At 41.0% G+C, this 11,937-nt stretch carries 13 protein-coding genes; 9 read left to right on the top strand and 4 right to left on the bottom strand.

Annotation, left to right across the window (positions count from 1 at the left end; genetic code table 11):
* The first annotated feature begins 26 nt into the window (after nucleotides 1-26).
* The 6 genes from fabG to LEP1GSC185_RS13390 all read left to right on the top strand — a co-directional run bounded on the left by fabG (nucleotide 27) and on the right by LEP1GSC185_RS13390 (nucleotide 4,725).
* Nucleotides 27-791 (top strand): 3-oxoacyl-ACP reductase FabG, encoded by a 765-nt coding sequence (gene fabG, locus LEP1GSC185_RS13415; protein WP_008595204.1) that lies wholly within the window; start codon nucleotides 27-29, stop codon nucleotides 789-791.
* Nucleotides 792-1,233: 442 nt separating this feature from the next.
* Nucleotides 1,234-1,467 (top strand): acyl carrier protein, encoded by a 234-nt coding sequence (acpP, locus tag LEP1GSC185_RS13410; RefSeq protein WP_008594933.1) that lies wholly within the window; start codon nucleotides 1,234-1,236, stop codon nucleotides 1,465-1,467.
* A gap of 69 nt (nucleotides 1,468-1,536) precedes the next feature.
* Nucleotides 1,537-2,274: a ribonuclease III gene (gene rnc, locus LEP1GSC185_RS13405; RefSeq protein WP_024864026.1), complete on the top strand. Its 738-nt coding sequence runs from the start codon at nucleotides 1,537-1,539 to the stop codon at nucleotides 2,272-2,274.
* A gap of 11 nt (nucleotides 2,275-2,285) precedes the next feature.
* On the top strand, nucleotides 2,286-2,747 hold the full coding sequence (locus LEP1GSC185_RS13400) for an NUDIX domain-containing protein (protein WP_008594445.1): 462 nt from the start codon (nucleotides 2,286-2,288) through the stop codon (nucleotides 2,745-2,747).
* On the top strand, nucleotides 2,744-3,838 hold the full coding sequence (aroB, locus tag LEP1GSC185_RS13395) for a 3-dehydroquinate synthase (protein WP_008595530.1): 1,095 nt from the start codon (nucleotides 2,744-2,746) through the stop codon (nucleotides 3,836-3,838). Before LEP1GSC185_RS13400 ends, aroB begins: the two co-directional genes overlap by 4 nt.
* 17 nt (nucleotides 3,839-3,855) lie before the next feature.
* Nucleotides 3,856-4,725, top strand: a complete 870-nt coding sequence (locus LEP1GSC185_RS13390; protein WP_024864027.1) for a mechanosensitive ion channel family protein — start codon at nucleotides 3,856-3,858, stop codon at nucleotides 4,723-4,725.
* On the opposite strand, the gene LEP1GSC185_RS13385 is transcribed toward LEP1GSC185_RS13390, so the two are convergent.
* A complete protein-coding gene (locus LEP1GSC185_RS13385) occupies nucleotides 4,722-5,123 on the bottom strand; it encodes a hypothetical protein (RefSeq protein ID WP_008594097.1) in 402 nt (133 codons plus the stop codon). The two genes, LEP1GSC185_RS13390 and LEP1GSC185_RS13385, sit on opposite strands and share 4 nt — an antisense overlap.
* Nucleotides 5,124-5,203: 80 nt before the next feature.
* Complete coding sequence (gene pyk / locus LEP1GSC185_RS13380) at nucleotides 5,204-6,628, bottom strand: pyruvate kinase (protein ID WP_008593523.1); 1,425 nt, start codon at nucleotides 6,626-6,628, stop codon at nucleotides 5,204-5,206.
* A gap of 152 nt (nucleotides 6,629-6,780) precedes the next feature.
* On the opposite strand from pyk, the gene LEP1GSC185_RS13375 reads away from it, so the two are divergent.
* Genes LEP1GSC185_RS13375 through LEP1GSC185_RS13365 form a run of 3 tightly spaced genes read left to right on the top strand, consistent with a single transcriptional unit; the run spans nucleotide 6,781 to nucleotide 9,562 of the window.
* Complete coding sequence (locus LEP1GSC185_RS13375) at nucleotides 6,781-7,638, top strand: histone deacetylase family protein (protein ID WP_415857743.1); 858 nt, start codon at nucleotides 6,781-6,783, stop codon at nucleotides 7,636-7,638.
* Nucleotides 7,639-7,642: 4 nt separating this feature from the next.
* On the top strand, nucleotides 7,643-8,458 hold the full coding sequence (locus tag LEP1GSC185_RS13370) for a hypothetical protein (protein ID WP_008594084.1): 816 nt from the start codon (nucleotides 7,643-7,645) through the stop codon (nucleotides 8,456-8,458).
* A complete protein-coding gene (locus LEP1GSC185_RS13365; RefSeq protein ID WP_008595620.1) occupies nucleotides 8,459-9,562 on the top strand; it encodes a SpoIIE family protein phosphatase in 1,104 nt (367 codons plus the stop codon).
* On the opposite strand, the gene LEP1GSC185_RS13360 is transcribed toward LEP1GSC185_RS13365, so the two are convergent.
* Nucleotides 9,545-11,290, bottom strand: coding sequence for a hypothetical protein (locus LEP1GSC185_RS13360; RefSeq protein WP_232298510.1), 1,746 nt, complete (start codon nucleotides 11,288-11,290; stop codon nucleotides 9,545-9,547). The two genes, LEP1GSC185_RS13365 and LEP1GSC185_RS13360, sit on opposite strands and share 18 nt — an antisense overlap.
* Before the next feature lie 115 nt (nucleotides 11,291-11,405).
* On the bottom strand, nucleotides 11,406-11,867 hold the full coding sequence (locus tag LEP1GSC185_RS13355) for a putative lipoprotein (RefSeq protein WP_008594565.1): 462 nt from the start codon (nucleotides 11,865-11,867) through the stop codon (nucleotides 11,406-11,408).
* Between the last annotated feature and the right edge of the window lie 70 nt (nucleotides 11,868-11,937).

Here is an 11,937-nt window from a genome sequence, read left to right as displayed (position 1 = left end):
CGCAGAATCTGGTAAGGAAAAAACCAATGATCGATTTGAAAGGCAAAAACGCCATTATAACCGGGGCTGCCCGCGGAATCGGTAAAGCAACCGCTCTTAAACTCGCGCAAGCAGGCGCAAACGTTGTCATAGCCGACTTAAACGAAGAGGCAAGTAAAGCTACTGCGGATGAGATCGCAAAAGCTACAGGTGTAAAAGCGATCGGAGTCGCTGTAAACGTAGCAAATGCAGAATCCGCGCAAGCAGGTATCCAAGCTGTTGTGGATAATTTCGGTTCAATTGACATTCTAGTGAACAACGCCGGTATCACTAAAGACACTCTTATGCTCAGAATGAAACAGGAACAGTGGGATGCTGTAATTGCAGTAAACTTGACTGGAACTTTCAACTGTATCCAATCCGCTATAAAATTTATGGCTAAAAATCCGAACGGTGGATCCATTATAAACCTTTCCTCCATAGCAGGAGTGAACGGAAATATCGGACAAACCAACTACTCCGCTTCTAAAGCAGGGGTGATCGGTCTGACTAAAGCAGTCGCTTTGGAAATGGCAGGCCGTAAGATCCGTTGTAACGCGATCGCTCCGGGATTTATCGCTACTGAAATGACGGATGCGATCCCTGAAAAGATCCGTACCGCAATGGTGGCAGCGATCCCTTTAAAGAGAGCAGGACAACCGGATGATATCGCGAATACAATTGCGTTCTTGGCTTCCGATCTTTCCTCTTTCATTACGGGACAATTGATCGAAGTGAACGGCGGGGGATTCCTTCCCGGAGTCCAAGCCTAATTATTCGGATCTTATCCGAAATAGATCAGCAGAAAGCCCGGAATTTTCCGGGCTTTTGTTTTTTTGCAGAACTAATTAAACCTTTCTCGGAAAGATTATTGTAATGTTCTAAAAAATTATAAATCCGAACGGCGTTCGAACGAATGATCGAGAACAGTCTCAAGATCTAATATTCGGAATGTGACTTTTCGATTATTTGAATATGAGGACCTGCCTGGATTTATCGATGCATCGAGTCGGTCCGTCGCAAGTTGTAGAACATCTTCTTTGAAAAATATAAAAAAGAAACTTGGATAATATTCTGTTTTTTTCCCGTCTCCAATCCGTTATCGCTTGCCAAAACATTTGAGAAAAAAATGTTTAAAAATCGGTGGATGAATTCATCCCCGATTCTAAACCTAACTAAAACTTACATACCACTTCGGTGGTACGGAGGAAACAAATGGCAGATTTCGAAAAGATTAAGTCTATTATCGTTGAGCAACTTGGAGTGGATGAGTCCGAAGTGACTCCTGAAGCACACTTCATTGATGACCTCGGTGCAGACTCTCTTGACACAGTTGAACTCGTTATGGCTCTTGAAGAAGAGTTTGGCGTTGAAATTTCCGATGAGGATGCTGAAAAGATCCAAACCGTCGGAGACGTAATTAAGTTCATCGACACTCTAAAGTCCTAATTGACTAGACCTCCGGGTTCTTACGGGAACTCGGAAGTCTTTCTTTCCTTCCCATTTTATCAAAATCCTTTGATAAAAAAAAAATACATTCAGAATCAAAATAAGAAAGATCCTAAAATTAGAAAGGATCCTTCTCTACTTGCGTCCGAGCTCGGTTTAAAATTCAATAAACCTTCCTACTTAGAGATCGCATTCGTACATAGTTCTTTCAGGAACGAAAATCCAAGTTACAAAGAAGACAACGAAAGATTGGAGTTTTTAGGAGACTCTGTTCTCGGACTCGTAGTCGCGAAATATTTATACAGAACAAATCCTTCTGCAAATGAAGGTGAGCTTTCCAGAAAGAAGGCAACCTTGGTTTCCACCGCAATGTTAAACGGACTCAGTGAAAAATTGGGACTGACTTCCTATGTTTTATTGGGAAAAGGAGAAGGTCAGGGAGGCGCCCAAAAAAAACTGGGTGCGAATCTATTCGAATCCTTGGTGGGGGCGATTTATTTAGACCAAGGAATGGAAGCTGCCGAGAAGTTTATACTCGAACATCTTATAGATTACATTAAAAATTCCGATAAGGTAAGAGAGGCTACGGATTATAAATCCGTCCTCCAGGAAATTTGCCAAAAAAAATTCAAACTTCTACCTTCTTATAGATTACTAAAAGAGGTGGGGCCCGATCACGAAAAGACCTTTTATGTTAGCGTATCGATCCGGGACAAATTCTCCGCAGAAGGTAAAGGAAAGAACAAAAAGTTCGCGGAACAAGATGCTGCGAAACAATTATTAAAGTCCTTAAAGATCAAGGTTTAACGAAATCTAATATGGAATTCTTTTTTAAAAAGAAAGGTTTGAGGGTCAGAGTGGCCGCTTTGATCCGAAATCGTAAGGGAGATATATTACTCCTACAGCAAAAAAAGAAGGATGCCTATTATTGGTTGCTGCCCGGCGGAGGAATTGAGTTCGGAGAAAGTGCGGAAGACGCTCTGAGAAGAGAATTAAAAGAAGAACTTTCTTTGGATATTACCAGTGCAAATTTTCTGTTTTTAAACGAATCCATCGATCCTAAGGGGAATCGTCACCTTCTTCAGTTAGTATTCTTGGCCACAGTCAAAAAACAAGACCCGGAAGTGAATCTGAAAGAGAAGGCGATCACAGGATTCGGCTATTTTCCTTTGGGCGCGGTTTTAGAAATGGATATAAGACCGGATATTAAGGATTTTCTTTCTTCCGGAAAATATAAACCGGCTCCCTTTATACGAAGCCAATGGGTATATGATAAATGAATCCTATTCGGGAAGTACAGATTAGAGCATTCTCAAAAGAATACAAGGTCCAGATCCATCCTGACTTTAGAGGTTTAGGAGAAACGATCAAAAAATTTTATCCTGTTTCTTCCATTGTTATACTTACGGAAAGAAAACTTGCAGGACTATTTTCCAAGTTTTATGAATCGGAACTTTCCGATCTTGGAATTCCATATCACGAAATTTATATCAAAGGCGGAGAGAAAAATAAACATATTCTCCGCACTGCTGAAGTTTATAACAAACTAATAGAATTGGGTACCGACCGTAAAAGTTTGATCCTCGCATTGGGTGGCGGAGTTGTCGGAGACTTTGCGGGATTTATCGCTTCCACATTCCAAAGAGGGATACGTTTTGCTCAAATCCCCACAACTTTGCTTGCTTCCGTAGATTCTTCCGTGGGCGGAAAGGTAGCGGTAAACGCAGATCTTGGAAAGAACATGATCGGCTCCTTCTATCAACCTGAGTTTGTGTATTTACCTCTGATCGCTTTGTCTACTTTGCCTAAAAGAGAATGGAGATGTGGAATGGCGGAGATCGTAAAGCACGGTCTTTTATCAGGAGGAGAATATCTGGAGAAGATCAGTTCGAACGATAAATCCGTCTACGATCATACTTCTCCCGAACTTTTAGAATTGATCGTAGGATCTATTTTGTATAAAGCTAATATAGTTTCACAAGACGAAAGAGAAACTGGTCTAAGAAAAGTCTTGAACCTGGGGCATACTACCGCTCACGCAATCGAATCTCTTACCAATTACAGAAGATATTCGCATGGAGAAGCCGTTTCCATCGGTTTATTGACCGCGATTATACTTTCCACAGAAAAACAGGGGCTTGATACCTCTTGGGTGGAAGGTTTGAAAAAAATACTGAAAGCATACGATCTCCCATATCATGATATGAGTAAATCCGCTCAAGTTGCAAAACATACTCTTCATGATAAGAAGAATGTGGGGAATTCGGTCCGATTCGTTCTTCTTCAGTCTCCGGGAAATCCGATTTGGGATATTCCTGTAGAGTTAGAAGAGATTGCTTCTGCGTTTAGAAAACAGAAGAAAATGGATTGAAAAACGGTCCTCTCATCATGGAAGAAATATTACGACTCTTAAATCCGATTTCCCTTCTGGATACGAAGGAAAGAACCATCACGGAAGAGTTCGTTCTTGTCGTATATTTTATCCTTACCTTAGTGATCGTTTATAAAACTTTCGTTTTGAGTTTCGACAGAATCAGTCCTCCAGCGGATAATTCTGTCAGATACAATCGCAGAAGAGTGACTAGGATCTTATTCGTGGTTGTGGGAGCAGTGTCCCTTCTTCCCGTAATTTTTTCCGGACTATCTTATCTTCCTACTGTGATGGGGCTTGCGGGAGCGGGTATCGTAATCTCCTTAAAGGATATCACTTTAAATTATGTGGGCTGGTTGTTGATACACGGCAGTAACGGTTTTGAAGTAGGAGATCGGATCGAGATAGAGGGTGTGAAAGGGGATGTGGTTAATATAGGTATCAATCGATTCACTCTCATGGAATTAAGCCAGGATCCTAAATCGGAACAATCCACGAATCGTTTAGTACATCTTCCGAATCATACGATCATTCTTCATAAAGTATATGTAGTTAAGGAAAAATTAGGATTTGTTTGGGACGAGTTTAGGATTAAAATCCCTCACGGTTCCGATTGGGAAGCAGCGGAAAAAATTTTGAACGGTATCCTGAAGAACGGATCGGTGATAGACCAACATAAGATCGATTATTCTGTGAGAGAACTCTCTAAGAATTACCTGGTTCGCTTAGGTAAAACGACGCCTATCGTTTATATCGGTTTGGAAGAAGGAGGAGTATTATTCTCCCTTCGATATCTGACCCATATTAAGGAAAAAAGAAACCAAAAGGCAAGGATCTCCAGAGAAGTCCTGAAAGAATTTGCCGAAGCTGGGATCCGTATTCTTTAATCGATCTTGATCGACTTGGAATTAGATCTGTAAAACAATACAGGGCAGATTATTAGCCAGATCAGGATCAGTATCCAAAATTCCCCGGCAAAAATATTATGGACCTTTAGGAAATCCTTATATGGATTTTCGGAAACCCGAAGGAACATTAAAAATTCAAAAAGATCCGTCATAAAACACCAGATAAGTCCCACTTGAAAGGCTTGGACCTTGTCTTTGAACGGCCACTTTTTGGAAATATACAATATCGGTATGGAGATAAGCAAAAGTCCCGTAAAAACCGAGATCTGGTGAGATAGATGTTCTTCGAAAAAATCCTTATAAGCCAATTCTCGGATGGCTGCGTTCAACAGCGCGGCAAAAAGAAGTAGGAACCAACTCAGTATATATTTGTTCATGAACGATTCTTTATCCTCTTCTTCCGGAATAAAAAGTAAAAATCGTGATTCACGGATTGATATATGTCCGTTTTTGGACTTTATCGTATTTTATAAATTTGTAAAAAGTCCACGGACTTAGCTTCTCCGCCCGGCGCACCGGAAAGAATAACAACTATATCTCCCGCGGTCAGCATTCCATCTTCCGGAAGTTTAGTCTCCATATAGCGGATCATGTCGAAAAAAGTTTCCATAAACGGCATTACATAAGGTTGTACTCCTCGGTATAATTTCATTTTTCTTGCAGTCGCCAAATAAGGAGTAAAGGAAAGAATAGGGACCTTAGGTCTCATCTCTGAAGTAATAAGAGCCGAATATCCGCTTCTCGTAAAATTCACGATCGCTTTCGCGTTGATACTATGAGCGATCTCTCTAGCGGCAGAACCAAGCGCCGCTCTTTCTATTTCTAATTCGGATTTTTTTAAATTCCAATGGATCTCGTAAATCCGATCTAAGTTTTCCGTTTCTCTTAGGATCTTCGCCATCATTTCTGCGGATTCCACAGGATATTTTCCGCTCGCGGATTCTCCGGATAACATGACGGCGTCCGTTCCATCCATGACTGCGTTTGCGACATCGCTTGCTTCCGCTCTAGTAGGTCTTGGATTATCCACCATGGATTCCAACATTTGGGTGGCGGTGATTACCGGTTTGCCTGCTCTGTTCGCCTTATAGATGAGTTCTTTTTGTAAAACCGGAACTCTTTCTGTTTCCACTTCTACTCCTAAATCTCCTCTTGCGATCATGATCCCGTCAGCTGCTTCTAAAATTTCGTCAATATTGCGGATCGCTTCCGGTCTTTCTATTTTGGCGATGAGCCCGGTTTGGGTCCCTCTCATCATTTCTCTAGCAAGTTCTAGGTCGGAAGCTCGTCTTACGAAACTTAATGCGACGTAATCCACTCCTAAATTTAACGCAAACTTAAGATCTTGCAGATCTTTTTCGGAAAGTGCGGGCGCAGAGATAGGAGTTCCCGGTAAATTAATTCCTTTGTTGCTTTTTAGAATTCCCCCGATTATAACTTTTAAAAGAGCTTCTTTGCTTGATTTGGATTCGACTTCTAGTACGAGTTTACCGTCATCTACTAATAGTTTGTCTCCCGAACGAAGATCTTCTATCATGGCAGGGTAGGTAGTGCCGATCGCCTCGGAGTCCCCTAAGTATTCCGCGTCGGGTAAAAGTCTGATCTTGTTTCCCTTTTCCAATTCGATTTGGGGAACCCGGAGTTTTCCGGTCCTGATTTTTGGCCCTTGCAGATCCGCCATGATGCCTAAAGGAACGCCGGAATCGGATTCACATTTTCGCAAAGTTTCGAAAACTTTTTTGTGAACTTCGTGAGTGCCGTGAGAGAAATTCATTCTCGCGATGTCCATTCCGGCTCGGAGAAGTGAAGTGATAATATTTTCATCTGAGGAAGAAGGGCCGATGGTGCAGACCATTTTGGTTTTTTTTTCCGGGCTAAACATGAATGGGAACCTCCGAAAATTTGGACGTATTTAAGAATGCTATTTCGTTCTTTACGGGGCGAAACGGAAGGGTAAGCTTGGGAAAAAAAAGGCACGCCCAATTGCGCCAACTGTTAGAACGGCTCGCTCTAGTTTATCATCCGGAATACAATATGGACCTTGGTCCCCACGTATTCCCCGCACGTAAATACGCAATGATATACAATCAAGTCAAGGAAGATCCTAAACTTTCTTCTTTGCCTGCCCTTCAGCCGGCCCCGGTTGGAGAGGAAGAATTAAGCCTAGTCCATACTCCGGAATTCATTTCCGATTTTATGAATTTGCGATATACGGACCGGACCATGTATTCGGAACTTCCCCTCAACCAAACCATGGTCAGGAGTTTTTGTTTAGGAGTGGGAGGGACCATTCTTGCGACAGAGATGACCGAAAATTATAAATATGTGTACCATATCGGCGGCGGTTTTCACCATAGTATGCCGGATCGTGCGGAAGGTTTTTGTTATTTGAACGACGCCGCAATCGCTGCGAAACTATATCTGCAAAAACATCCGGAACGAAAGGTTTTATTTATCGATCTAGATCTTCACCAAGGGAATGGGAACGCTAAAATTTTTCACGGAGACCCTTCCGTTTGGACTTTTTCCATGCACCAAGAAGATTTATATCCTAAAAAAGAGAAGTCCAATCTGGATGTACCTTTGGATAAAGGGGCTAATGATAAAACTTATCTTTCAAGTTTGGAACAAGGACTAGAGAAGATCCGAAAGGAATTCAAACCGGATCTGATCTATTATTTCGCTGGTGCGGATCCTTTCGAGGATGATTCTCTTGGGGATCTTAAGCTTACTTTTGATGGGTTGAAGGCAAGAGATAAGATGGTGAAAACTTTTGCGGATTCTTTGGATATTCCTGTGGTAGTTATGCCTGCAGGCGGTTACGCAAGAAATTTCCATGACACTGTACGTATCCATTTTAATACGATCAGGGTTTTCGCTTCTTTAATTTAATTACATGAGTATATTTTCCGGTTCAGATAAATCCACATCGGGTCAGAGTTATATCGATCCGGAGGCATTAGGTCTCATCGACGTAAACAGGGAATTCAAAACACATTTAGGGATAGAAGATACTTTATTCAATAGATTCTCCGCTAAGGAAGTGCAGGAACTTTTGGAACAATCCGGGATGTTCGAAATGTTGAAGTTCCGGGGATTCCAAGAAACTAAATTAGAAATCCATGGGATCTCGGAAGTGGATAATCGTATCTACATTAAAACGGAAGAGAACGAAACTTTGGTGCATATGCGTTTGAAGTTCTCCGATTTTCTTTTCAAAAAAATAAACGAATCTTTTCCCATGATATATATAGATTGGCTATTAAGTCAAAACGTAAGGCTCGGAAAATTGGGAGAAAAGAAAAAATTATTCGAAGGTCAGGAGTATCCGGGCCTGAATATAATGAACGAGATCACTTCTTTTATCCGCTTACTTTCGGGAAAAATCGGAGCAGCGGGTGCTTTTAATATTCCGGAATATTTTCACGACGCAGTTCTATTTCATAAAAATTTCAGATACTTGTCTCCGGAAAAAGAGGGGGAATTTAGGGCACTACTCAGATGTTTTAAAAAAGAAAATCTGAGATCTCTCTCCGGAGCTATCCATTCCGGAAAAATTTTAGATCGTCAGACCTCTGCAGTATACTCTTGGAGTTACGGAGAAATGGTGTCCGCGACTAATCCGTATCTCGAAAAATCCTTGTTTGACGAACAGTATGATTCTATGGTTGCCAGAATTTCCGAGACCAGGGAATTTTCTAGGATCGATTAGATGACATCAATTACGATTAAGCCCGAAATTCTGATCATAGACGACGATCGGGACGTAGGAGAAGCTCTGGAAATTCTTCTCTCGAAATTAGGTTACAATTCTACTTTTTTCGATTCTGTGGAGAAGGGTAAGGAATATTTCGAAAAAGAGACCAATCCGATCGTATTCTTAGACATCCATATGCCGAAGACCAGCGGGTTGGACGTCCTACCTTATTTCAAAAATTTGAATCCTGGCACCCAAGTGATCATGATGACCGGAGAAAGGGATATAAATAATGTAGTAACCTCCCTTACTCATAAGGCTTCCGATTTTCTTTTAAAACCGTTCTCGCTCCAGACTGTCCGTATCGCAGTCCAAAGAGCATTGGATTATTATACTTTGCTAAAGGAGAAGGAAGCAAGGGACGAAAATATCCTTCGAGATCTGAGGCTTGCCTCTAAAATCCAAAAAAAGATCCTTTCTGTTCCGGTAATTTCTCCACTGGAAGTGGCGGTGGACAATACTCCTGCGTCCTTTGTGAGCGGAGACTTTTATGTTCTTTCTAAAATTGATAACAAGGTAATGGTCCTGCTTGGAGATATCGAGGATCACGGAGTGACTTCTGGACTCATCGGACTCCTTATGACTAGTATCGCTAGAGAAGCGTATAAGGAGAACCAGGATCCTTCTCATGTTCTAAAAAGAATGAATTTAGAACTTGCCCAAGAAATCGGGACTCATAGTCTTACTGCTGCAGTTGCAGTGATCGATCTTGGAAAAAAGACGATCTGTTATGCCAGGGGAGGTCATCCTTTTCCTGTTTTGTATCAGGCCGCCGGACAAAAACTTCTGAATGAAAAGTCAGGACAGCTACTTGGGATTATGGACGCTCTTGAATTCGAGTCGCACGAAATTCCTTACGAATCAGGAGACGTTTTATTCTTATACAGCGACGGTTTGTTAAACAGTCTTTCCAGCCCTCTATTCAAAGAGCTGGAGGATATCCGCAAAAAAGGTCTAAGCATAGAAGATTACCAAGAAGCAATCCGCACTTTTAGCAAAGTAAGTTTGCCTACTAGAGAATTTAGGGATGATTCCAGCTATCTACTTCTGAGGCTCTAATTTCTTTTCTGATCGATTCGGTTTCGCTCCCGGAAAGGTGCCTTTTCGAATATTAAAAAAGAATAATTCAGGCAAGGAGAAGAATGCTGACTGAAGTCCGTTCGTTACTCTTTTGCCCTTGTCGAACGGACTGGTAAAAATCCCTGCAGCAAAATTTCCGATCCCCCAGCCCAAATTTACAATCCCATAGATCGGCCTAAGTAGAACTATATCATCCGTAAAAAATATGAAACTGGAATCATCAGGGTTGGGCCTATATATGCTGGAACTGAAAACATTGGATTCCTTTAGATAAGACTTCCACTTGGGGGCCGATCCGTAGATTTTTTCCAAAGATGCCTTTCTATGAGAAAGTTCCAAGGTTTCCTCTTTGACCTTCCATTTTTCCTTAATCGAATCGTACGCGATAAATGGGATAAAAGTGAGAGAAGAATGAGGATCTATTCTATTTCCCAGAACGTTTTGGTATTCTTGTTCATTTAGAATAAATTCCAAAGAGTCGAAAATCTCAGAAGTGCAGTTTTTAGTGATCAGTTTGAAAGTATAAAAACGTTTTAGGTTCTCATAATATATGGACTCTTCTTTTTTCGAAAGTCGTAAGTTTTCCGAGATAATCTCGGGTCCCGGGGTCGGAAATGAGAATACAAAGTTTCCGGAAAGATCCGGTGAGAGTCGATCAAAAGTATTTCGTATGGAAATTCCTCTGCTTAATCCAGTTCTCAATTCCCAGTCTCGATTCTCTAGATCTTCCCAGGTGAGATAATTTTCCTCGGTGAGATTTTCCGATTTTAGCCTTTCTTCTCTAAACGTTTTAGAAGCCTCTAATAATAAATCCGAACTTGCCTCTACACTTTTTTTGTCTTTGGACCATGTGGTAGGAGTGATCTGTGAAACTGATTCAGGGAAAGTGACTAAAAAATAAGGCCTCTGTTCTTGGATACTTTTCTCTAAAACTAAAAATCTTGCCAGGTTGACGAGTATACCGTGACCCCAGTTTGAATTTTCTTCTTGGATTAGTTCTATAATGGAAAGTTTCAGCGATTCTCTGAGAGAGATAAGTTTTGCTTTTTCTTCTTCGCTTAAAGAAACTCCTGAAGATAGAAATATCGTTTCAGGATCTAAAGAGTATCCTGCATCCAGGATCTCTAAAACGGAAAGTTTTTCTAATCTCGGTAAAAACCAAGAAGATACTCCTTCTTTATAAAATGGATAGATCCCGTTTTGGACAGCAGGAGCCTCGGAGAATAATATAAATTTTCCTTCGATGACTGCCGAGTATAATTCCTGTTTGATCCGAGTCCGAGTTTTTCCGAGCCAACCTTTACCGAGGATAGAGTCTAATTCTTCCTTTAAAGAGGAAGGTTTAGGGCCTTCTCCTTTTTTGAAATAACCGAATGTTCTGATCTTGATATTTTTTTCAGGTTTTTGGATTTCTTTTAAGAATTGTACGTCCGCCCGAATAGATTCCAAATTTTTAATATGCTTGAATTGAATAAGCGCCAATTTTTCAAAACCAGTTCGGATCTTGTCCAGATCTCTTTCGGAGATTGCCACTCGAGCGATCTTGCTCGTTCGATTGGAATAGGTATTATAGGAATAGGAAAATCTATCGTAAGATTCGCGGACCACTCTGAATATTTCGTCGGGATAGTATTGGAAATGAATAACTGTATCATCGAATCTAAGAGCGGAATGTCCTCCACTGGATTGTCCAGTATTTGCATCCACATATATGAAATCGAGATATGGATCTTCGGAATGAAGAGTGGTAAAGGGAAAAAGTAAAAAAAGAAGAAAGAAGCGACTCTTATAAAAGAGCCGCTTATATATACTCGATCTCAAATTAAAGGGAAAGATAACCTCTTTCCAAAGCTTTTACAATTGGCGGTTTGAAATTTACGTTAGCAGCAAAGTTTTTAAAACCTTCTTCGCTAACTCCGGCTTTTTTGAGTCCTCTTCCGATGGAAACATAAGTGCTCTCCGAATTTTTCCAGTTGATCACTCCGTTTTTAGAAGCGAGTTCCGCGAGATCGGATTCGAATTCGGAAGAACGAGTGGATCCGGTCTGTAGATAGAAAGCGGTAAGATTTTCCACATCTCTTTTATATCCTTTTTTTTCCGCAGCCTCGTCCTTGGAAGAGGAGGAAACGGAAGAAACTACGGATACCACAGCATTGGAAATACTTTGTAGTGAATCCGAAGATTTAGAAAGTGAATTTGAAATGGAATCTATAAAACAATTTTGGGAGAGTAGGATCCCGAATGTTAGGAAACCCGCTCCCAGAATTTTGTGAAAAAATTTCATCGATGTACCTCGCCTTTGCTCTTCCGAATCTTGGAAGAAAGTTTCTGACACGTTCGCGCCTATTCTCTTC

The sequence above is a fragment of the Leptospira licerasiae serovar Varillal str. VAR 010 genome (assembly GCF_000244755.1).
Lineage (GTDB): Bacteria > Spirochaetota > Leptospiria > Leptospirales > Leptospiraceae > Leptospira_B > Leptospira_B licerasiae.
The sequence above is the reverse complement of the archived record's forward strand: the minus strand, read 5'-3'. Positions and strand labels throughout refer to the sequence as shown.

Bases quoted from the DNA above. Each gene is read 5' to 3' on its own strand.
- fabG (WP_008595204.1), top strand. From the start codon at position 27: ATGATCGATTTGAAAGGCAAAAACGCCATTATAACCGGGGCTGCCCGC.
- acpP (WP_008594933.1), top strand. From the start codon at position 1,234: ATGGCAGATTTCGAAAAGATTAAGTCTATTATCGTTGAGCAACTTGGA.
- LEP1GSC185_RS13400 (WP_008594445.1), top strand. From the start codon at position 2,286: ATGGAATTCTTTTTTAAAAAGAAAGGTTTGAGGGTCAGAGTGGCCGCT.
- aroB (WP_008595530.1), top strand. From the start codon at position 2,744: ATGAATCCTATTCGGGAAGTACAGATTAGAGCATTCTCAAAAGAATAC.
- LEP1GSC185_RS13390 (WP_024864027.1), top strand. From the start codon at position 3,856: ATGGAAGAAATATTACGACTCTTAAATCCGATTTCCCTTCTGGATACG.
- LEP1GSC185_RS13385 (WP_008594097.1), bottom strand. From the start codon at position 5,123: ATGAACAAATATATACTGAGTTGGTTCCTACTTCTTTTTGCCGCGCTG.
- pyk (WP_008593523.1), bottom strand. From the start codon at position 6,628: ATGTTTAGCCCGGAAAAAAAAACCAAAATGGTCTGCACCATCGGCCCT.
- LEP1GSC185_RS13375 (WP_415857743.1), top strand. From the start codon at position 6,781: ATGGACCTTGGTCCCCACGTATTCCCCGCACGTAAATACGCAATGATA.
- LEP1GSC185_RS13370 (WP_008594084.1), top strand. From the start codon at position 7,643: ATGAGTATATTTTCCGGTTCAGATAAATCCACATCGGGTCAGAGTTAT.
- LEP1GSC185_RS13365 (WP_008595620.1), top strand. From the start codon at position 8,459: ATGACATCAATTACGATTAAGCCCGAAATTCTGATCATAGACGACGAT.
- LEP1GSC185_RS13355 (WP_008594565.1), bottom strand. From the start codon at position 11,867: ATGAAATTTTTTCACAAAATTCTGGGAGCGGGTTTCCTAACATTCGGG.